Origin of the sequence: Actinopolymorpha sp. NPDC004070 (assembly GCF_040610475.1) — a bacterium.
Lineage (GTDB): Bacteria > Actinomycetota > Actinomycetes > Propionibacteriales > Actinopolymorphaceae > Actinopolymorpha.
Genome location: NZ_JBEXMJ010000004.1, coordinates 387,732 through 407,526, shown reverse-complemented (window position 1 = coordinate 407,526; position 19,795 = coordinate 387,732). Strand labels below are relative to the sequence as shown.

Sequence of the window (19,795 nt, the reverse complement as noted above, 5' to 3'; positions counted from 1 at the left end):
GGCCCTTCTCGCGTGCCGGCCGGGCGTCGCGCGCACCGCGGACCGGAAGTCGCGGCCGCAGCCATTCACGGAGCTGTCTTTCTACATGCCCCAGTACTCCGAGGCGGAACACACCCGCCGCGTTCGTCGTACCACCTCTGACTTCAGCAGTGCCTCTCGTTCCTCCGGTTCCTCCTACGGTTCCAGCCGTTCCGCGGGTTCTTCCCGCTCCTCCGCCGGGTCGGGCTCCTACGGTCCGCGCCGGCGTGGTGACGCGGCGCCTGCGGGCCGTTCCCGCGGCCGCGCCACCCGCCCGCCGCGCAGCGGCCGGCCGACGTCCGCGCCCGCGCAGGACGGACTGGACGCGTACGAGCGCGAGCTGGACGCCGCCCTGGACGCGGCCGCAGTCACCGAACCCACCGACGCGCCCGCGAGCTTCGCCGACACCGGCCTGCCCGAGCGGTTGGTCGAGGCGCTGTCCCGGCGCGGGATCGACCGGCCGTTCGCCATCCAGGCCCGCACCCTGCCCGACACCCTCGCCGGACGGGACGTGCTGGGCCGGGCGCAGACCGGCTCCGGCAAGACGCTGGCCTTCGGTCTGCCGATGCTCGCCCGGCTTAGCGCCGGCGTCGCCTCCCGCCGCCCGGGCACGCCTCGCGGCCTGGTGCTGGTGCCGACCCGCGAGCTCGCCCAGCAGGTTGCCGACGTGCTGACCCCGCTGGCCCGGCGGGTCAATGCCTCGCTCACCACCATCTACGGCGGCGCGTCCATGCGGCGCCAGGTGCTGGCGCTGCGCGGCGGCGTCGACGTCGTGGTCGCCACCCCCGGCCGGCTGATCGACCTGATCGAGCAGGGCGAGTGCTCGCTCGGCGAGGTCGAGGTCACGGTGCTGGACGAGGCCGACTACATGGCCGACCTCGGCTTCCTGCCCGCGGTCACCAAGCTGCTGGACATGACCCCCGCCGGCGGGCAGCGGATGCTGTTCTCGGCCACGCTGGACCGCGGCGTGAGCCGGCTGGTCCGCACCTACCTCACCGACCCGGCCGTGCACGCGGTCGCGCCGGCCGCGGCGCCGGTGGAGTCGGTCGAGCACCGGGTCTTCACGCTGCGCCCGGACGACAAGGTGGCGGTGGCCGCGGAGATAGCGGCCCGCCCCGGCCGCACGCTGTTCTTCGTCCGCACCAAGCACGGCGCGGACCGGCTGGTCCGCCAGCTCGGCCACGCGGGTGTCGACGCGGCGGCGATCCACGGCAACCTCAAGCAGGGTGCCCGGCGACGGGCCCTCGCCGGGTTCGCCTCCGGTTCGCCCCGGGTGCTCATCGCCACCGACGTGGCCGCCCGCGGGATCCACGTCGACGACGTGGACCTCGTGGTGCACTACGACCCGTCCGCCGACCACAAGGACTACCTCCACCGGTCCGGCCGCACGGCCCGCGCCGGCGCGTCCGGCATGGTCATCTCGCTGGTCCAGCCCGACCAGCGCCGCGACGTGGCCAAGCTGCACAAGCTGGCGAAGGTCACGCCCAACGCGGTCGACGTCGAGCCCGGGCACGAGGCCGTCCGGGACGTCGCCGCCTCCGGTACGCCGATCGTGGTGACCCGGCCCGCGCCGGCCGAGTCCTCCGGTGCGCGTGGCGGGCACAGCCGCGGTGGCCGGGGTGGTTCCGGCGGACGCCGGTCGCGTCGTCCCGGTGGCGGCCGTCCCGGCGGCGACCACGCCAACCACGGCGGTCGCCGGGGCGAGGGCCGCAGCAGCCGCGCCTCCTGAGGCCGCCCCGAGAGGGGCAGTTGAACGAAGTACGAGGACCCGCGGTGGCCAGGTGCCACCGCGGGTCCTCGCTGTTTTCTACGAAGTTCTACGAGGGTCCCGCGGACCCCCGCGGAGGGGGAATCGCTGGTCCGGCCCGCCGGTCAGGCCCGTCCGCCGGCCGGTGCGACGCCGCGGACGGTGAACGCGGTGGAGGCCCCCGCGGACGTGTCCGCCGCTTCCCGTGCCCCGGGTACGTCGTCCGCGGTCGCCGCCGGTCCACGCGTACCGACGAGCACCCAGGTCGCGACCGCGAGCGTGAGCGCCGCGCCGCCGACGTGCACCCCGACCAGCGTCGCGGGCAGGCCGGTGAAGTACTGCACGAACCCGACCGCACCCTGGCCCACCTCGACCAGCAGCAGGGCGAGCGCGGCCCGCCGGGCGCGCGCCGGTGCGCCGGTGGCCCACACCGCGGCCAGCATCCCGGCCGTCAGCCCGATCAGCAGGAACACCACGTCGGCGTGCACCTGGCTCGCGGCGGCCGGGTCCATGCCGTTGCGCCGCGCCTGCAGGTCACCGGCATGCGGGCCGCTTCCGGTGACCACCGTGCCGAGGTAGAGGACCGCGACCGCGGTGGCGAACAGGCCGTACGCCAGACCACGGACGGGCCGGGGAACGGTCGCCACCATCGGCCCGCCGGGTTCGCGGGTGCGCCGGGCGAGCACCACGGCCACCGCAACCAGGGCCGGGGAGACCATGAAGTGCGCGCCCACCACCCACGGGTTCAGGTGGGTGAGCACGGTGATGCCGCCCACGACGGCCTGCGCGGGAATGCCCAGCAGCAGGATCCCGGACAGCCACCGCAGGTCACGGCGGCGCGGCAGGTAGCGCATCGCCGCCAGCCAGGTCAGCCCCACCACGATGGCCAGGACGAACGTCAGCAGCCGGTTGCCGAACTCGATCGCGCCGTGCCAGCCGAGCTCCGGATGCGCGGTGAACGAGGTGTCGGTGCACCTCGGCCAGGTGGGGCAGCCGAGCCCCGAACCGGTCAGCCGGACGGCGCCGCCGGTGACCACGATGGCGAGGTTGGCGACCAGGGACGCGACGGCCAGGCCGCGGATCCGGCCGAGAGTGGGGCGGGGGACCTGCACGCGCCAAGGGTATGCGGCCACTCCCGGACGCCTGTCGGCTCCCCTCGGACGTCCGGCCGGGCCGGGGCGCGATGTCCGGCTCGAGCGATTAGGGCGGGCTCGGGTGGCGAGGGCGAGTCGGGCGGCTCACTCCCAGCGGAAAGTACGCGAGGTGGCCACCGCCGCCGCGAGCAGCCAGACGACCAGGATGCCCACGGAGCCCGCTACAGCGCTCCAGGCGGGACCGCCCGCGCCGAAGACGTGCCGCAGCCCCTCGGCCAGCGCTGCCGACGGCAGCCAGCCGATCACCGGCTGGATCGCGGCCGGGTAGGACGTCACCGGCACCAGCGTCGCGCCGCACACCACCAGCAGCAGGTAGACGAGGTTCGCACCGGCCAGGGTCGCCTCCGCCCGCAGCGTCCCGGCCATCAGCAGTCCCAGGGCGGCGAACGCGCTCGTACCCGCGACCACCAGGACGACGACCGCGCCGACCGTGCCGGCACCGAGGTGGGGCCGCCAGTCCAGGGCGTACGCCACGGCGCCGATCAGGACGACCTGCACGACCTCCACCATCAGCACGGCCAGCACCTTCCCGGCCAGCAGCCCGGTGCGCGGCAGGGGAGAGACGCCGAGCCGCTTGAGCACGCCGTACCTGCGTTCGAAGGCGGTTGCGATGGCCAGGCTGGTGAACGCCGTGGACATCACCGCGAGGCCGATGACGCCGGGCGCGAGCACGTCGATCCGCCGCTGGGGCCCGAGGGACAGGCCGGGGGCGAGCGTGCCGGCGGCCAGCAGCAGCAGGGGGATGACCAGGGCGAGGACCACCTGTTCGCCGTTGCGGAACAGCAGCCGCGCCTCCATCAGGCCCTGGGCGAGCACCATCCGGGGCAGGGAGGCCGCGCCGGGACGAGGCGCGAAGGTGGCGGCACTCACGCGCGCAGCTCCCGTCCGGTGAGTTCGAGGAAGACGTCCTCGAGGGTGTGGCGTTCGACCGCGAGGTCGTCGGCGAGCACGCCGTTGGCGGCGCACCAGGCGGTGACCGTGGCGAGCAGTTGCGGGTCGATCTCGCCGAGGACGAGGTAGCTGCCGGGCGCGGGTTCGCGTACCTCGCTCCCGGCCGGGAGGGCGGCCCGCAGCGAGCGGACGTCGAGGCCCATCGGCCCGCGGAAGCGCAGCGAGTTGGCGGCACCCCGCGAGGTGAGCTCGGCGGGGGAGCCGGAGGCGATCACCCGGCCGTGGTCGATGACGTACACCTGGTCGGCGAGGCGTTCGGCCTCCTCCATGTAGTGCGTGGTGAGGACCAGCGACACGCCGTCGCGGCGGAGCTCCTCGACCAGCTCCCAGGTGGAGCGGCGAGCGAGCGGGTCCAGCCCGGCGGTGGGCTCGTCCAGGACGACCAGCTCGGGCCGGCCGACCAGGGCCGTGGCCAGGGCCAGGCGCTGTTTCTGCCCACCGGACAGCCGGCGGTAGGGCGTACGGCCGCAGCTGCCGAGGTCGAGCCGGTCCACCAACAGGTCGACGTCCAGCGGGTGCGCGTGCAGCCGCGCGACGTGGCGGATCATCTCCCTGGCCCGGGCGCCCGACCACGCGCCGCCCTCCTGCAGCATCACGCCGAGGCGGGGCATCAGCGCCTGCCGGTCGGCCACCGGGTCCAGGCCGAGAACGCTCACCCGGCCGCGGTCGGGGCGGCGGTAACCCTCGGCCGTCTCGATCGTGGAGGTCTTGCCGGCGCCGTTGGGGCCGAGGATGGCGGTCACGCTGCCCTGCCGGACGGTGAGGCTCAGCCCGTCCACCGCGGTGACGGCCGAACCGCCCCGCCCGTAACGCACCACGAGATCCTCGATCTCGATCACCAGATCGCCCACTCTGGGAGTCTAGGTCGGCCGCCTGGGAGGCCCGACCGCCGGGATTCGGCGGCCGAGCTGTCCGGTTCGTCCCGGAACGGGACCCGGTGTGACCAACGTCGCAACCCGATCCGCTCCTCACATCGGGGCAGTTAGGGCGGCCTCACTAGCCTGTCGGGACGAATAACAGCACAATGGCGTTGTGAAAAACCCCCGGACGATTCCGGTGGCTCCGGCCCCGCCGGCGCCGCGCTCCGCACCCCCGGGCACAGTGCCCGCCGGGGTGAGCGGTGCTGCGCATGCGGACGCCGAGGCCGGGCATGAGTCCACCCGGGAACGGGTTGCCCGGGTGATCCTCGAGCGCGGGCCGCAGACCGCGGCGGCGCTCGCCGACCGACTGGGCGTCACCCCCGCGGCGATCCGCCGCCACCTGGACGCGATGGTGGCCGAGGGTGTCGTCGCGGCCCGTGAGCAGCGGATTCGCGGCCCCCGTGGCCGCGGGCGGCCGGCCAAGGTCTTCGCCATCACCGACGAGGGCCGCAGCGCGTTCCACCAGGCCTACGACGACCTGGCGGTCAGCGCCCTGCGTTACATCCGCGAGACCGGTGGGGAGGACGCGCTGGAAGCTTTCGCGCGCCTGCTCGTCGGCCGGCTCGAGGAGCGCTACCGCTCGGTCGCCACGGCGTTCCCCGCGGACGAGGGAACAACCGCGCTCGCCGAGGCGCTGTCGGAGGACGGGTACGCTGCCTCGGTCGAGCCGGCCGGTGCCGGCGAGCAGCTGTGCCAGCACCACTGCCCGGTGGCCCACGTGGCCGAGCAGTTCCCGCAGCTGTGCGAGGCGGAGACGGAGGTGTTCTCCCGGCTGCTCGGGCGGCACGTCCAGCGCCTCGCGACCATCGCGCACGGAGACGGCGTGTGCACGACCCACGTACCCCGTCCCGCCAGGCCCGCCCGGCCCGGCGCCTCGCAGGCTGCCGAGCAGACCACGAGCCCGGACACCACCACGGACTCGACGAACCCCACTACGCACGCCACGACCCGCAGTGTTCGATCCCGGACTGGGAGGAATTCTTCATGAGCACGACCGCGCATCCCGAACTCGAGGGCCTCGGCCGCTACGAGTACGGCTGGGCCGACTCCGACACCGCGGGCTCGACCGCCAAACGCGGCCTGTCCGAGGAGGTCGTGCGGGAGATCTCCGCGCTCAAGAACGAACCCGAGTGGATGCTCGACCTGCGGATGCGGGGACTGAAGTTCTTCTACCGCAAGCCGATGCCCACCTGGGGCGCCGACCTGTCGACGATCGACTTCGACAACATCAAGTACTTCGTGCGGTCCACGGAGAAGCAGGCCACCACCTGGGACGAGCTGCCCGAGGACATCAAGAACACCTACGACAAGCTGGGCATCCCCGAGGCGGAGAAGCAGCGGCTGATCGCCGGTGTCGCGGCGCAGTACGAGTCCGAGGTCGTCTACCACAAGATCCGCGAGGACCTCGAGGAGCAGGGTGTCATCTTCGTCGACACCGACACCGGCCTGCGTGAGTACCCCGAGCTGTTCAAGGAGTACTTCGGCACGGTGATCCCGGCCGGCGACAACAAGTTCGCCGCGCTCAACACCGCGGTCTGGAGCGGCGGCAGCTTCATCTACGTGCCGAAGGGCGTGCACGTGGAGATCCCGCTGCAGGCGTACTTCCGGATCAACACCGAGAACATGGGGCAGTTCGAGCGGACGCTGATCATCGTCGACGAGGGCGCCTACGTGCACTACGTCGAGGGCTGCACCGCGCCGATCTACTCCACCGACTCGCTGCACTCCGCGGTGGTCGAGATCATCGTGAAGAAGAACGCCCGCTGCCGCTACACCACGATCCAGAACTGGTCCAACAACGTCTACAACCTCGTCACCAAGCGGGCGACCGCCGCCGAGGGCGCGACGATGGAGTGGGTCGACGGCAACCTCGGGTCCAAGATCACGATGAAGTACCCCGCGATCTACCTCATGGGCGAGCACGCCAAGGGCGAGACGCTCTCCATCGCGTTCGCCGGTGAGGGCCAGCACCAGGACGCGGGCGCCAAGATGGTGCACTGCGCGCCGCGTACGTCCTCCTCGATCATCTCCAAGTCGGTGGCCCGCGGCGGCGGCCGCACCTCCTACCGCGGCCTGGTCGAGGTGCAGGACGGCGCCGACCACTCCAAGAGCACGGTGAAGTGCGACGCGCTGCTGGTCGACCAGGTGAGCCGGTCCGACACCTATCCCTACGTCGACGTGCGCGAGGACGACGTGGAGATGGCGCACGAGGCCACGGTCTCCAAGGTGACCGACGACCAGCTCTTCTACCTCATGAGCCGCGGGCTCAACGAGGACGAGGCGATGGCGATGATCGTGCGCGGCTTCGTGGAGCCGATCGCGCGTGAGCTGCCGATGGAGTACGCGCTGGAGATGAACCGGCTGATCGAGCTGCAGATGGAGGGGTCCGTCGGCTGATCCCCGCGGTGGAGGTGCGGCCGGCGACTCCGGTCGCCTCGGCCGCACCACACCCCGCCGACGACCTGTTGGTACGACGAGAAGGTGAGAGCGACACCCGACATGCCCGATCACGACCAGACCCACACCGGAGCCGAGGCCGCGCAGGAACGCGCAGCCGTGGCGTCCCAGGTGCTCTCGCCCGACACCGGTGCCGCCGCCGGCCCGCCGCCGACCCCCGCGGGATCGGCCGGCCAGGCGCACTCCCACGGCGCGGGCGCGGACGGCAAGCCCGCGTCCCACCTGCACCCGGAGGGCTCCTTCGACCTGGCCGACCACCCGGTCCCGACGGGCCGGGAGGAGGTGTGGCGGTTCACCCCGCTGAAGCGGCTGCGCGGCCTCACCGACGGTTCGGCGGAGGCCACCGGCAAGGTGGTCGTCGACGTCTCCGCGGGCCCGGAGGTCCGGGTGGAGACCGTGGGCCGCGACGACCCGCGGCTCGGCTCGGTGTACAAGCCGGGTGACCGGGTGAGCGCCCAGGCGTGGACGTCGTTCGGGCAGGCCACCGTGGTGACGGTCCCGGCCGAGGCACGCCCGGCCGACCCCGTGGTGGTCACAGTGCGCGGCGAGGCGGCCGAGGGTGCGAGCTACGCCCACACCTTCGTCGACGTCCAGCCGTACGCCGAGGCGGTCGTGGTCCTCGACCACGTGGGCTCGGCGACCTACGCCGACAACGTCGAGCTCTCCGTCGGCGACGGCGCCAAGGTGACGCTGGTGTCGGTGCAGGACTGGGCCGACGACGCCGTGCACGCGGGGCACCAGGCGCTGCGGATCGGGCGGGACTCCCACGTCCGCCACGTCGTGGTGACCTTCGGCGGCGACCTCGTACGCCTGTACAGCCATCTGTCCTACGCCGGTCCGGGCGGTGAGGTCGAGGCGCTCGGCCTGTACTTCGCCGACGCCGACCAGCACCTGGAGCACCGGCTGTTCGTCGACCACAACCAGCCGCACACCCGCAGCAACGTCGAGTACAAGGGCGCGCTGCAGGGCGCGGGCGCGCACACCGTGTGGGTCGGCGACGTGCTGATCCGCAAGGTGGCCGAGGGAATCCAGACGTACGAGCACAACCGCAACCTGATGTTGACAGACGGCTGCCGGGCGGACTCCGTACCCAACCTGGAGATCGAGACCGGCGAGATCGAGGGCGCGGGCCACGCCAGCGCCACCGGCCGGTTCGACGACGAGCAGCTGTTCTACCTCCAGTCGCGCGGCGTACCGGCCGACGAGGCCCGCCGGCTGGTGGTGCACGGCTTCTTCGCCGACCTCATCCGGCACATCGGTGTCCCCTCGCTGCGCGAGCGGCTGATGGCCCACGTCGAGGAGGAGCTCGAGCGCAACGTCGGGCTGCCTCCGGCCTCCTCCACCGCGGTGCCCTTGTCGAGCGCGGCCGCGCAGGAGGTGGGAGCGTGACCGACTACGTTCGCGCCTGCCCGCTGGCCGACCTGCCGGAGACCGGTGCGGTCCCCGTCGTCGTCGACGGCGTGCCCGTCGCGGTCGTGCGCAGCAGCGAGGGCGACATCCACGCGATCCACGACGTCTGCTCGCACGCGGAGGTGGCGTTGTCGGAGGGCGAGGTCGAGGACGGCGAGATCGAGTGCTGGCTGCACGGCTCGCGGTTCGACCTGAACTCCGGCACCCCGACCGGACTGCCGGCCACCGAGCCGGTGCCGGTCTACCCCGTGAAGATCGACGGCGACGACGTGCTGGTCGACGTCCACCACCCGCTCAACTCCCAAGCCTGACCCCGCAAGAACTGGAGCCTGAATCCGTGAGCACCCTCGAGATCCGCGACCTGCACGTCTCCGTCGAGACCGAGGCCGGCCCGAAGGAGATCCTGCGCGGGGTCAACCTGACCGTGAGGTCGGGGGAGACCCACGCGATCATGGGTCCCAACGGGTCGGGCAAGTCGACGCTGGCCTACTCCATCGCCGGCCACCCGAAGTACCAGATCACCCGCGGCACGGTCACCCTCGACGGTGAGGACGTGCTGTCCCTGGCCGTGGACGAGCGGGCCCGTGCCGGCCTGTTCCTCGCCATGCAGTACCCCGTCGAGGTGGCCGGGGTGTCCGTGGCCAACTTCCTGCGTACGGCCAAGACCGCCGTCGACGGCAAGGCACCCAACCTCCGCAGCTGGGTGAAGGACGTCAACGGCGCCCTGCAGCAGCTCGGCATGGGGTCGGACTTCGCCCAGCGCAACGTCAACGAGGGCTTCTCCGGCGGTGAGAAGAAGCGGCACGAGATCGCGCAGCTGGAGCTGCTCGACCCGAAGTTCGCGATCCTCGACGAGACCGACTCCGGGCTCGACATCGACGCGCTGAAGGTCGTCTCCGACGGCGTCAACCGCTTCCACGGCAAGGGTGACAAGGGTGTCCTGCTGATCACCCACTACACCCGCATCCTGCGCTACATCACCCCCGACCACGTGCACGTCTTCGTCGACGGCCGGGTCGCGGAGGAGGGTGGCCCCGAGCTGGCCGAGAAGCTGGAGGCCGAGGGGTACGCGAGCTACCAGAAGGCGGGCTCGTCGTCATGACCGCCGACCGGACCGGCCTGGACGTGGAGCGGATCCGCAAGGACTTCCCGATCCTCGAGCGGGTCATGCCCGGTGGCCGGCCGCTGGTCTACCTCGACAGCGGGGCCACCTCGCACAAGCCCCGCCAGGTGCTCGACGCCGAGCGCGACTTCTACGAGCAGCACAACGCCGCGGTGCACCGGGGCGCGCACCGGCTCGCGGAGGAGGCGACCGACCTCTACGAGTCCGCACGGGCCCGGATCGCCGCGTTCGTCGGTGCCGGCGCGAACGAGGTGGTGTTCACCAAGAACACCACCGAGGGCATCAACCTCGTGGCGTACGCGATGAGCAACGCCGCCACCGCCCGGCCCGAGGCGGAGCGCTTCCGGATCGGACCCGGAGACGAGGTTGTCGTCACCGAGATGGAACACCACGCCAACCTCGTTCCCTGGCAGGAGCTCTGCCGGCGCACCGGCGCCACACTGCGGTGGTTCGGCCTCACCGACGAGGGTCGGCTGGACCTCTCCGGGATCGACGGGCTGATCAACGAGCGCACCAAGGTCGTGGCGCTGACCCACCAGTCCAACGTGCTCGGTACGGTCAACCCGCTCGACCTGATCGTGCCCCGCGCACACGCCGTCGGCGCGCTGGTCGTGCTGGACGCCGCGCAGTCCGTGCCGCACCAGCCGGTCGACTTCGCGAGCCTGGGCGTGGACTTCCTGGTGTTCTCCGGCCACAAGATGCTCGGGCCCACCGGGATCGGCGTCCTCGTGGGGCGCAACGAGCTGCTGGCCGCGATGCCACCGTTCCTCACCGGCGGGTCGATGATCGAGGTGGTGCGGATGGAGGGGACGACGTTCGCCCCGCCGCCGCAGCGGTTCGAGGCCGGCGTGCCCAACATCGCGCAGGCCATCGGCCTCGGTGCCGCGGTCGACTACCTCCAGGCCGTGGGCATGGAGGCGGTCGAGGCACACGAACGCGACCTCACGGCGTACGCGCTGGAACGCCTGCCGGCGATCCCCGGCGTGCGGGTCATCGGGCCGCCCACCGCGGAGGCCCGCGGCGGTGCGGTGTCCTTCGTCGTCGACGAGATCCACCCGCACGACGTGGGCCAGGTCCTCGACGAGCTGGGCATCATGGTGCGCGTCGGACACCACTGCGCCTGGCCGATCGTGCGCCGCTACAAGATTCCGGCCACCACCCGGGCGACGTTCTACCTCTACAACAACCGCGCCGAGATCGACGTACTCGCCGACGGGATCGAGCAGGTGCAGCGGTTCTTCGGCGTCGCCGGCACGACCGTCGGGACCAGCGGGGCGTCCGGCGCGACCACCACGAGCTGACAGCGGAACGACAGGACGGTGCTGACCTGATGCAGGTCGAGGCGTTGTACCAGGACATCATCCTGGACCACTACAAGAACCCGCACGGCAAGGGCCTGCGGGAGCCGTTCGAGGCCGAGGCTTACCACGTCAACCCCACCTGCGGTGACGAGGTGACGCTGCGCGTGCACCTCGAGGGGGAGGGGACCGACGCGAAGATCGCCGACGTGTCGTACGACAGCATGGGGTGCTCGATCAGTCAGGCGTCGGCGTCGGTGCTGTACGACCTGGTGAACGGCAAGACCGTCAAGGAAGCCTTGCGGCTGCACGACGAGTTCCTCACGCTGATGCAGTCCAAGGGGCAGCTCGAGCCCGACGAGGACGTGCTGGAGGACGGTATCGCGTTCGCCGGCGTGTCCAAGTACCCCGCCCGGATCAAGTGCGCGTTGCTGTCCTGGATGGCGTGGAAGGACGCGACCGCGAAGGCGCAGGCGGACCAGCCGGACGGCGTGGGCACGCAGGGCGCGTCCGGCGCGACGGCGGCAGCCGGTGCCGGCGACCAGCACACAGGCGACGAGAACAACGACGAGAAGGGAGCCGGCCGATGAGCGAGGCCGTGAAGACGAGCGAGGACGACCTGCTCGAGGCGATGAAGGACGTCGTCGACCCGGAACTGGGCATCAACGTCGTCGACCTCGGCCTGGTGTACGGCGTGAGCCTGGACGACGAGGGCGTGGCGACCATCGACATGACCCTGACCTCGGCCGCGTGTCCCCTGACCGACGTGATCGAGGACCAGACGCAGGTCGCCCTCGACGGCATCGTGCAGGCGTTCCGGATCAACTGGGTCTGGATGCCGCCGTGGGGCCCGGACAAGATCACCGACGAGGGTCGGGAACAGCTGCGTGCCCTCGGCTTCAACGTCTGACGCGGCTTCGGAACCGGTCTCCGGACCGGCTTCCGGGCCGGCTTCCGGCGTAGGGGAAACCACCCGCGAGCTGACCGTCGGGCCTGAACGGCTCGACCGTTGGCTGGCGGGTTTTCTCACCCGGCACGGCGGACCGGCGGCTGGCTCCGGTGGTGCGGACGCGCCGGCGGGCGAGTGCTCGGCCGGAGGGTCGGTCGAGGTGTCGGCCGACGGCACCTCGGTGACGGTGTACGCCGCCGACGGTGCCCGGGTGGAGGGCGACGTGCCGTTCCCGCCCCTGGTGCCGCCGGGCGGTTCGGATCCCGCGCCGCCGTACGCCGGGCTGGTCGCGCACGCGACGCGCGAGCGCACGGTCGGCGTCGTGCTGGTGCGGATGGGCGGCTACGCCGCGGGGGTGTTCGACGGCGCGGTGCTGCGGACGTCGAAGGTCGGTTCGCGACTGGTGCAGGGCCGCACCGCCGCCGGCGGCTGGTCGCAGCAGCGCTTCGCCCGGCGCCGGGAGAAGCAGGCCAGGGAGGCGTTCGCCGCGGCGGCGGACGTGGCGGCCCGGGTGGTGCTGCCGCACCTGTCCGACCTGGCGGCCGTGGTCGTCGGCGGTGACCGCAGGGCCGTGGGCCAGGTGCTGCAGGACCCGAGACTGGCACCGCTGCGGGCGCTGGTGACCGGCCCGCACCTGGACGTGCCCGATCCCAAGCTCGCCGTGCTGCGGGCGACGCCGGAACGGTTCCGAGCCGTCCGGCTGCGGCTCATCGAGCCGGACCCGCCGGCCCCGTCGGCCGAGCCGGACCGGACTGCCTGAACCATCACGCCCGGATCGTCACGCCCGCGCCGTCGCGGCTGCTACCGCGCCTCCGCAGGACTGCCGGTCGCACGGCCGGCGTTCTCGCGATACCGCGCGCAGGCGTCGGCGATCAACGTCACCGTGTCGGCGTCGGCCGGGTCCGGTGAGCAGATCAGCTCCGAGACCCCCTCGGCCTCCCAAGCGGCGAACGCCGCGGCCACGTCGTCCACGTCACCGCGGATCAGCCGCTCTGGCTTCTCCTCGGCGTTGGCGGCGGTCGGCGCGGCCACCTGCACACCGGCGGTGCGGGCCAGGGTGGCCGGGTCGCGGCCGATGTCGCGGCAGGCCTGGTCGAGGGCGGCGTTGGCCTGGCGGAAGCGGTCGCCGGGCAGGCCGAACCACGCGAGGTTCCACAGGTCGGCGTACTGCGCGGCGAGACCGAGCATCCGCGGCCGGACGCCCGCGACCAGCACCGGCGGCACCGGACGATCGGGCCGGTCGCGCACCGGCGCGTCCTGCACCCGGTGGTATTCACCGGAGAACGTAGCCCGCCCGCTGCGCAGCATCGTGGTGATGATCTGCAGCGCCTCGTCGAACCGGCCCACCCGGTGGTCGAAGGGCAGATCGAAGGCCTGGAACTCCGGCTCGTGCCACCCCGCGCCGACGCCGAGGACAAGCCGGCCGCCGCTGACCTCCTGCAGCGTGTCGGCCATCCGGGCCAGCACGCCGGGCGGACGGAACGCCGTGCACAGGACCAGAGCGCCCAGGCGGACGGTCGAAGTGGCCTCGGCCAGCGCGGTGAGAATGGTCCAGGCCTCCCAGGGAGACCCGGCACCGTCGTCGACGGAGTCACCGACGAGGTGGTCGTAGACCCAGAGAGAGTCCAGGCCCTGCGCCTCGGCATGGACGGCGAGATCGCGGATGCCGGCGTAGCCGCGGGGCACTCCGGGCTCCTGCTCGTCACCCATCGGCAGAATCAGACCTACGTGCACGCCGGCTCCTCTCACCGCCCCCGGGGCTCTGCGGGGTTCGCGCTCGCAGATTAGCCCCCGGCGGGCTTACGGGCGAGGCGCGCGAGCCGGCCGGTCCGCCCGCGAGTCCGTGTTCGGCTCCCACGCCGACGCCCCGCCCGGCGGGTACGGCTCGGCAGGAGGTGGTCGCGGCCGGTGATGGCCATCGCCGGAAACGATGCCGGTAATGCCGCCAAGTGGGATAATCGCTCGCAATTCGAAACCCCGTGACCTACGCACCGCCGGAAGGGTGAGGTCAACGAATCGTGAGGATTCGCCGAACGAACCAGGCCCGGCCACCGAGACGTCCACCACCTCAATGACCTCCGGGACATCCATGACGTCCGGGCGGCGCCGCGGCGTCCAGTCCATCGACCGCGCCGTCACCATCCTGCGGTGCTTCGACACCGCGCATCCCGAGCTCGGCATCAGCGACATCGCGCGCCGCACCGGGCTGTCGACGAGCACCACCCACCGGTTGCTCAGCGCGCTGCAGGACAACGGCCTGGTACGCCAGTCCCGCGACCGCCGCTACGCGCTCGGCCCGCTGCTGCTGCGGCTGGCCAGGGTCGGCGCCGCACCGGCCAGCGTCCTCGACGCCGCCCGGCCGGTGATGACCCGGCTGCGCGACGACGTGGACGAGACGGTCGGCCTGCACGTGCTCCTGCCCACCCGCGAACGCGCGGTCATCGACCAGGTGGAGAGCCGGCAGCCACTTCGGCGTACCTACACCGAGTTCGGCGCCCCGATCCCGCTGCTTCTCGGCGCGCCCGGCAAGGTGCTGCTCGCCGCACTGCCGTACGACGTGCAGGAGCTGGTGCTCGCCCGGCCGTTCACGGCCGCGACCCGGCCCGGCGCACCGGGCGAGGCCGCCGAGCCGGACGTGCTGCGCAAGCAACTGGTCGGCATCCGCCGGCGCAACGTCGCCTTCTCCCGGGCCGAGCGCACGTCGGGGATCCGCACCGTCGCCGCGGCCGTCTTCGACGGTGCCGACCTGCCGGTCGCCTCGCTCAGTGTCTCCGCGCCGGCCGGGCGGATGCCGGAGGAACGCATGGAGGAGTACGCCCCGCTGGTCGTCGCCGCGGCGTGGTCGATCTCCGAGCAACTCGGCGCCACCCGGGAGGGAGTTGCGGCGTACCTCACCCGGGCGGAGCCGCCACCGGCCTGACGAGGGTCATCCCGGTCGTCGGTGTCATCGGTGTCGTCGGTGTCATCGGTCCTCGGGGTCGTCCTCGACGCCGCGGGCGGCCAGCGCCTCACCGATCGCGTCGGCCCGTTTGAGCAGCCGGATGACCAGCGGGACGATCAGCGCGGCCGGGCTGCGCTCCAGGCCGCGGGCGCGCTGGGCCTCCCGGGTCTCGGCGAACGTCTGCGCGACCAGAGGTACGCAGCGCACCGTCAGCGCGAGCACCAGCCCCACCCGTGCCGGGCTCACCCCCACCCGCCGCAGCGGCCGCAGGCACGCCTCGAACGCGTCCAGCATCGCCGACACCCTGGTGGTGAGGGTGACCAGCGCGGCCAGCGTGACCATCAGGAGCAGCTGACCCACGACCAGCACCGCCCGGTGCGGACCGGCGGTGACCCACTGGAACGCCAGCAGCGGCACCGCGAACCACAGCACCGGCCGCAGCTGCGCGAGACCCACCCGCCACGGGATCCGGGCGAGCCCGGCGGCCAGCAACGTCACCGCGAACGCCAGCGCGAGGGCCGGCACGGTAGTGATCCGCAGGACACCGACGGCGGCCACCGCCAGGCCGGCGAGCTTCGCCCCGGCCGGCGCGCGGTGCAGCAGTGAGCCGCCCGGCTGGTACAACCCGAGCGTGCCGGAGGCCGAGGACGCGCTCACGCGAGCAGCTCCTCGTACGCCGCGACCGCCGACGCCGGATCGGTGTCCGCGGCCACCCGGCCCTCGTGCAGCACCAGCACCCGGTCGAACCCGTCCAGCAGCTGCAGGTGGTGGGTGACGAGGACGACCCGCTGAGGCAGCGAGGCCAGCAGTTCGGTGACCATCCGCGCGTTGCGCAGGTCGAGCAGCGTGGTCGGCTCGTCGCAGACCAGCGTGCCGGGTTCGGTGACCAGGACGCCGGCCAGCGCCAGCAGCTGGGTCTGCCCGCCGGAGAGCAGGTGGGCCGGGTGGTCGGCGTACTCGCTGAGTCCGTACGCCGAAAGCGTCGCGTCCACCCGCTCGGCGATCTGGGCCCGGGACAGCCCGGACCGGCGCAGCCCGAACGCGACGTCCTCGGCCACGGTGGGCATCACGACCTGGGCGTCCGGGTCGGTGAACACGAACCCGACCCGGCGGCGCACCTCGCGCCCTGCCGTCCGCGTGTCGTAGCCGTCCACCAGCACCTGCCCGCGGGTCGGCAGCACCAGGCCGTTGAGCAGCCGGGCGAACGTCGACTTGCCCGAGCCGTTGGCGCCGACCACGCCGATGCGGCGCTCGGAGAGTTCGAGGTCCAGCCCGGACAGCACCGTCCGGGAGCCGTAGCGATGGGAGACGCCGCGGAGTTCGATCACGGCCGGCTCCCGGCAGGCACCCTGGCCACCAGCGCGGCCAGTCCCATCCCGCCCCCGACCGCGACCGCGGCCAGCCCTAGGTCGGGGCCGTCCGCGCGCACCATCCGCGAGAACAGCCGCACCAGGACGACCGCGCCGCTCGCGCCCCACGGGTGGCCGAGCGCCAGCGCACCCCCGTCCGGGCAGATCCGTTCCGGGTCCAGGTCGAGGGCGTCGGCGCAGGCGAGGACCTGGCCGGCGAACGCCTCCACGAGCTCGATCGCGCCGACGTCGGCGAGCTTGAGGCCCTGCCGGTCCAGCAGCGTGCGTACGGCGGACACCGGTCCCAGTCCGGGCCGGCCGGGATCGGTGCCGGTGCACGCCCAGTCGACCAGGCGCAGTCCGGCCCAGCCGCGGGCGGCGCGCAGGCGCTCGGACACGACCGCGACGGCGGCCGCACCGTCGTTGATCCCGCAGGAGTTGCCCGCGGTGACGGTGCCTCCGTCGCTTTCGGGGACGAAGGCCGGCCGCAGCCGGGCCAGCCGGGTCACGTCCAGCCCGGCCCGCGGGCGGTCGTCGCGGTCGCAGCCGGCCAGCGGGACGAGCTCCGCGGCGAACCTCCCGGCAGCCGCGGCCGCCACCGCGCGGGCGTGGCTGCGCGCGGCGTAGGCGTCCTGGCGCTCCCGCCCGACACCGGCCTCGCGGGCCACCAGGTCGGCCGCCGCGCCCATCTCCGGGTCGGCGTACGGCGGGGGAGCGAACGGCGCACGGTCGTACGGTCGTGGTGCCCCGCCCGGGGTTGCCGGCCGCCACGCGCGCACCGGTGCCGTCGACGCACTCTCCACCCCGCCGGCGAGGTACAGGTCTCCCCGGCCCGCCCGCACCTGACCAGCCGCCAGCGTCACCGCCTCCAGGCCGCTGCCGCACTGGCGGTCGACCGTCAGGCCGGGCACCGCCGGGCCGAGCCCGGCGCGCAGGGCGGCCACCCGGGCGACGTTCCCGCCGGGACCCATCGTGTTGCCGAGGATCACGTCGGCGACGGCGGTGTGCTGTTCGGCGTCCGGCCCGGCGTCCGGTTCGGCGTCCGGTTCGACGGGGATTCCGATGTCGGCCAGGACGGCGCGCAGCACCGGTGCGGCGAGCTCGTCGGCGGGCAGCCCGGCGAGCCCGCGCCCGGCCGTGGCCAGCGGTGTGCGCCGGGCGGCCACCAGGACGGGGCCGGAGCCGGAGACCGCGCTCACGTCGCCCGCGCTCACGTCAGCACCCGGGCGCCGAGGGTGCCGTCGCGCAGGCCGGCGCCGACCTCGGCTCGCGCGACCTTGCCGGCGGAGGTACGGGGAAGCCGGTCGACGGCGTACCAGAGCCGTGGCCGGTCGGTGGCCGGCAGTCCGGACGCCGCGGCCGCCCGCAGCTCGGCGAGGGTGGGCGCGCGGTCCGGCCGCGGCTCGACGACGGCGGCGACGACCTGGCCCAGCCGTTGGTGGGGCGTACCGACGCAGGCGACCTCGGCCACGCCGGGCACCTGCCGCAGCACGTGTTCGACCGCCTCGGCGACGACGGTCGCACCACCGGTGGTGATCGCCGCGTCGCCGCGGCCGAGGACCGACAGCGTTCCGTCGTCGTGGCGTACGCCGTGGTCGCCGACCGTGGCGAACCCGTCGGGGTCGCGGTCCAGCCCCAGCGCGAGGTAGGGGCCGCGGGCCCAGACCACGCCGTCGCGGACGTCGACGGTCACCTCCGGGAACGGCCGCAACCGATCCGGCGGCAGGGCCGGCCTGCGGATCGCCACGAAGGAGAGTTCGGCCGCGCCGTAGTAGTCGACCACCTCCATGCCCGCCGCCGCGGCGGCCCTGCGGACGCCCGGAGCGAGGTGGGCGCCCCCGCACACGACGGTGCGCAGCCGGCTGGCGGCCGGGTCGAGCCGGTCCAGCAGTTCGGTGAGCATGCCCGGCACCAGGTGCACGGCGGTGCAGGACTCGCAGGCCCGGGCAGCCTCGGCGGGGGACCATGACGGCAGGGCGTGCACGGCGGCGCCCATCGTCAGCGCGTGCAGGGCGCCGTACAGGAACAGGCTCCCGGACAGCCGGCCGGGCACCAGCACCGTGTCCTGCGCGCCGACACCGGTGAGCGCGGAGAACGTCGGGAAGCTGAACGTCCACGACCGGCGGGAGCGAGCCACCGGTCGGGGCGTGCCCGTGCTGCCGGAGGTGAACACCACCAGGCTCACGGCGGTGCCGTGCCGGTCCACCAGCGCGCGGGCGGCGTCCGCGGCGGCTTTGCCTACGGCGTCCGGCCAGTCGGGGTCGGCTACCACGGCGGCCGCCTCCAGCAGGTCGGCCGCGAGGACGGCGGCCAGCAGGTCGGCCGGGTCCGGCTCGGCACAGACCACGGGGTGTCCGGCGGCGACCCCGGACGCGGCGAGCACCTCGGCGCGGCGTTCGGCGCGCGCGGCCAGCTCGCCGTAGGTGACCGTCCCGGACGCACCGACCAGCGCCGGCCGGTCCGGCTCGGCGGCCGCCCGGCGGCGTACGTCGCGGGAGATGGGCATCGAGGCGAACGCTACCGCCGGGCGCGGCGCCCGGAGCCGCTCGGCTTCCCGCCCGCCGGATCGGCGGCATCGTCCTCGGGCTCCTCCGTGCTGTCCGCGTGCTCGTCGGGTTCGGCCGTGCCGAGCGTCGGGTAGCCCGTGTGCACACCGCGGGCGACCAGCGTCGCGAGCACTGCCTTGATCAGGTCGCCGGGCAGGAACACCGCCGCCGCGACCAGGGTGGCCACCAGGCCCGTCGTGCCCGACCGCCATGCCTGCACCGGAACGCCGACCGCGTACACCACCACGATGCCGCCGACGACGTTGGCGACCAGGCCGGCCGGGATGCTGTACGTCCGGTGGCGGGGGAGCAGCCGCTCGGTCAGCCATCCGGTCACCCAGGCGCCCAACGGGAAACCGATGAAGTAGCCGGCCGACGCACCGGCCAGCACCCCGAGCCCGCCCCGCCCCCCGGCCAGCAGCGGCAGCCCGGCGAGGACCAGCGCACAGAACGTCAGCGTGGCCAGCAGCCCGCGGCGCGCACCCAGGATCGACCCGGCCAGCATCGGCCCGAGCGACTGCGCGGTGATCGGCACGGCGCTGCCGAACAGCGCGATCGACCCAGGCAGCCCGAGCACCGCGATCAGGGCCGCGAACAACGCGATCAGCGCCAGATCACGCGTGGATAGCCGGCGGGCGGATGCCGGTGCTGCCATGGCACAACTCCTCGTGGTTCGGTCGGCGCCCGACGCGGGGCCGCATCGAGGGTATGCGGCAGGCCCGCCGGCCCGACCTGCCCTCCGCGCCAACATCCGCCCGCGCCGGTTGGCATGACCTCACAACCGCGGGCCGCCCGCGGACCGACCGGGGGCGGACCGACCGCCTACCGGCCGACAACCGGGTCGCGGCCAGTCGGGACCGCCCCTTACACTGGCAGGCATGCTCATCCGGATTGCGTGACTGGACACTCCGTTGCCCACGTGTCCCCTGTGT

The 19,795-nt window shown here is 73.4% G+C and carries 20 protein-coding genes; 11 read left to right on the top strand and 9 right to left on the bottom strand.

Annotated elements, in window-relative coordinates; all coding sequences use genetic code 11:
• Positions 1-85 precede the first annotated feature (85 nt).
• Positions 86-1,747 (top strand): DEAD/DEAH box helicase, encoded by a 1,662-nt coding sequence (locus tag ABZV93_RS10685; protein WP_354933281.1) that lies wholly within the window; start codon positions 86-88, stop codon positions 1,745-1,747.
• 143 nt (positions 1,748-1,890) lie between these two features.
• On the opposite strand, the gene ABZV93_RS10680 is transcribed toward ABZV93_RS10685, so the two are convergent.
• The 3 genes from ABZV93_RS10680 to ABZV93_RS10670 all read right to left on the bottom strand — a co-directional run bounded on the left by ABZV93_RS10680 (position 1,891) and on the right by ABZV93_RS10670 (position 4,721).
• Complete coding sequence (locus ABZV93_RS10680; protein WP_354933279.1) at positions 1,891-2,877, bottom strand: COX15/CtaA family protein; 987 nt, start codon at positions 2,875-2,877, stop codon at positions 1,891-1,893.
• Between the two features lie 126 nt (positions 2,878-3,003).
• Complete coding sequence (locus tag ABZV93_RS10675) at positions 3,004-3,789, bottom strand: ABC transporter permease (RefSeq protein ID WP_354933277.1); 786 nt, start codon at positions 3,787-3,789, stop codon at positions 3,004-3,006.
• Positions 3,786-4,721, bottom strand: coding sequence for an ABC transporter ATP-binding protein (locus tag ABZV93_RS10670; RefSeq protein ID WP_354933275.1), 936 nt, complete (start codon positions 4,719-4,721; stop codon positions 3,786-3,788). Before ABZV93_RS10670 ends, ABZV93_RS10675 begins: the two co-directional genes overlap by 4 nt.
• A 262-nt stretch (positions 4,722-4,983) precedes the next feature.
• On the opposite strand from ABZV93_RS10670, the gene ABZV93_RS10665 reads away from it, so the two are divergent.
• The 9 genes from ABZV93_RS10665 (at position 4,984) to ABZV93_RS10625 (ending at position 12,787) form a co-directional block, all read left to right on the top strand.
• On the top strand, positions 4,984-5,778 hold the full coding sequence (locus tag ABZV93_RS10665; protein ID WP_354933273.1) for a helix-turn-helix domain-containing protein: 795 nt from the start codon (positions 4,984-4,986) through the stop codon (positions 5,776-5,778).
• On the top strand, positions 5,775-7,187 hold the full coding sequence (gene sufB, locus ABZV93_RS10660) for a Fe-S cluster assembly protein SufB (protein WP_354933271.1): 1,413 nt from the start codon (positions 5,775-5,777) through the stop codon (positions 7,185-7,187). Before ABZV93_RS10665 ends, sufB begins: the two co-directional genes overlap by 4 nt.
• 84 nt (positions 7,188-7,271) lie before the next feature.
• On the top strand, positions 7,272-8,636 hold the full coding sequence (gene sufD, locus ABZV93_RS10655; RefSeq protein ID WP_354933269.1) for a Fe-S cluster assembly protein SufD: 1,365 nt from the start codon (positions 7,272-7,274) through the stop codon (positions 8,634-8,636).
• Complete coding sequence (locus ABZV93_RS10650; protein WP_354933267.1) at positions 8,633-8,968, top strand: non-heme iron oxygenase ferredoxin subunit; 336 nt, start codon at positions 8,633-8,635, stop codon at positions 8,966-8,968. The genes sufD and ABZV93_RS10650 overlap by 4 nt, the downstream gene beginning before the upstream one ends.
• Before the next feature lie 26 nt (positions 8,969-8,994).
• Entirely contained in the window at positions 8,995-9,759 is a 765-nt protein-coding gene (sufC, locus tag ABZV93_RS10645) for a Fe-S cluster assembly ATPase SufC (RefSeq protein WP_354933265.1), read from the top strand.
• Positions 9,756-11,081, top strand: a complete 1,326-nt coding sequence (locus ABZV93_RS10640) for a cysteine desulfurase (RefSeq protein WP_354933263.1) — start codon at positions 9,756-9,758, stop codon at positions 11,079-11,081. Before sufC ends, ABZV93_RS10640 begins: the two co-directional genes overlap by 4 nt.
• Before the next feature lie 29 nt (positions 11,082-11,110).
• Positions 11,111-11,668: a Fe-S cluster assembly sulfur transfer protein SufU gene (gene sufU, locus ABZV93_RS10635; RefSeq protein ID WP_354933261.1), complete on the top strand. Its 558-nt coding sequence runs from the start codon at positions 11,111-11,113 to the stop codon at positions 11,666-11,668.
• On the top strand, positions 11,665-11,988 hold the full coding sequence (locus ABZV93_RS10630; RefSeq protein ID WP_092882996.1) for a metal-sulfur cluster assembly factor: 324 nt from the start codon (positions 11,665-11,667) through the stop codon (positions 11,986-11,988). The genes sufU and ABZV93_RS10630 overlap by 4 nt, the downstream gene beginning before the upstream one ends.
• Positions 11,966-12,787: an acVLRF1 family peptidyl-tRNA hydrolase gene (locus ABZV93_RS10625; RefSeq protein WP_354933259.1), complete on the top strand. Its 822-nt coding sequence runs from the start codon at positions 11,966-11,968 to the stop codon at positions 12,785-12,787. Before ABZV93_RS10630 ends, ABZV93_RS10625 begins: the two co-directional genes overlap by 23 nt.
• A 41-nt stretch (positions 12,788-12,828) precedes the next feature.
• Here ABZV93_RS10625 and ABZV93_RS10620 read toward each other — a convergent pair whose 3' ends face one another.
• The gene (locus tag ABZV93_RS10620) at positions 12,829-13,761 is read right to left on the bottom strand and encodes an LLM class flavin-dependent oxidoreductase (protein ID WP_354933257.1); all 933 of its coding nucleotides are present in this window, start codon (positions 13,759-13,761) and stop codon (positions 12,829-12,831) included.
• A gap of 355 nt (positions 13,762-14,116) precedes the next feature.
• Between ABZV93_RS10620 and ABZV93_RS10615 the strand changes: the two genes are divergently transcribed.
• On the top strand, positions 14,117-14,947 hold the full coding sequence (locus ABZV93_RS10615) for an IclR family transcriptional regulator (RefSeq protein ID WP_354933255.1): 831 nt from the start codon (positions 14,117-14,119) through the stop codon (positions 14,945-14,947).
• Between the two features lie 42 nt (positions 14,948-14,989).
• Here ABZV93_RS10615 and ABZV93_RS10610 read toward each other — a convergent pair whose 3' ends face one another.
• From ABZV93_RS10610 to ABZV93_RS10590, 5 genes are read right to left on the bottom strand one after another with little or no spacing between them, the layout of a single operon-like run.
• The gene (locus ABZV93_RS10610; RefSeq protein ID WP_354933253.1) at positions 14,990-15,625 is read right to left on the bottom strand and encodes an energy-coupling factor transporter transmembrane protein EcfT; all 636 of its coding nucleotides are present in this window, start codon (positions 15,623-15,625) and stop codon (positions 14,990-14,992) included.
• Entirely contained in the window at positions 15,622-16,296 is a 675-nt protein-coding gene (locus tag ABZV93_RS10605) for an ABC transporter ATP-binding protein (RefSeq protein ID WP_354933251.1), read from the bottom strand. The genes ABZV93_RS10610 and ABZV93_RS10605 overlap by 4 nt, the downstream gene beginning before the upstream one ends.
• Complete coding sequence (locus tag ABZV93_RS10600; RefSeq protein WP_354933249.1) at positions 16,293-17,531, bottom strand: thiolase family protein; 1,239 nt, start codon at positions 17,529-17,531, stop codon at positions 16,293-16,295. Before ABZV93_RS10600 ends, ABZV93_RS10605 begins: the two co-directional genes overlap by 4 nt.
• Entirely contained in the window at positions 17,528-18,823 is a 1,296-nt protein-coding gene (locus ABZV93_RS10595; RefSeq protein WP_354933247.1) for an AMP-binding protein, read from the bottom strand. The genes ABZV93_RS10600 and ABZV93_RS10595 overlap by 4 nt, the downstream gene beginning before the upstream one ends.
• Positions 18,824-18,834: 11 nt before the next feature.
• Positions 18,835-19,518 carry a biotin transporter BioY gene (locus ABZV93_RS10590; RefSeq protein WP_354933245.1) on the bottom strand — a complete coding sequence of 228 codons (684 nt, stop codon included), beginning with the start codon at positions 19,516-19,518 and terminating at the stop codon, positions 18,835-18,837.
• Between the last annotated feature and the right edge of the window lie 277 nt (positions 19,519-19,795).

What these genes read in the sequence shown, in the direction of transcription:
- ABZV93_RS10685 (WP_354933281.1), top strand. Translation starts at nt 86, where the DNA reads ATGCCCCAGTACTCCGAGGCGGAACACACCCGCCGCGTTCGTCGTACC.
- sufB (WP_354933271.1), top strand. Translation starts at nt 5,775, where the DNA reads ATGAGCACGACCGCGCATCCCGAACTCGAGGGCCTCGGCCGCTACGAG.
- ABZV93_RS10640 (WP_354933263.1), top strand. Translation starts at nt 9,756, where the DNA reads ATGACCGCCGACCGGACCGGCCTGGACGTGGAGCGGATCCGCAAGGAC.
- sufU (WP_354933261.1), top strand. Translation starts at nt 11,111, where the DNA reads ATGCAGGTCGAGGCGTTGTACCAGGACATCATCCTGGACCACTACAAG.
- ABZV93_RS10630 (WP_092882996.1), top strand. Translation starts at nt 11,665, where the DNA reads ATGAGCGAGGCCGTGAAGACGAGCGAGGACGACCTGCTCGAGGCGATG.
- ABZV93_RS10615 (WP_354933255.1), top strand. Translation starts at nt 14,117, where the DNA reads ATGACGTCCGGGCGGCGCCGCGGCGTCCAGTCCATCGACCGCGCCGTC.
- ABZV93_RS10595 (WP_354933247.1), bottom strand. Translation starts at nt 18,823, where the DNA reads ATGCCCATCTCCCGCGACGTACGCCGCCGGGCGGCCGCCGAGCCGGAC.
- ABZV93_RS10590 (WP_354933245.1), bottom strand. Translation starts at nt 19,518, where the DNA reads ATGGCAGCACCGGCATCCGCCCGCCGGCTATCCACGCGTGATCTGGCG.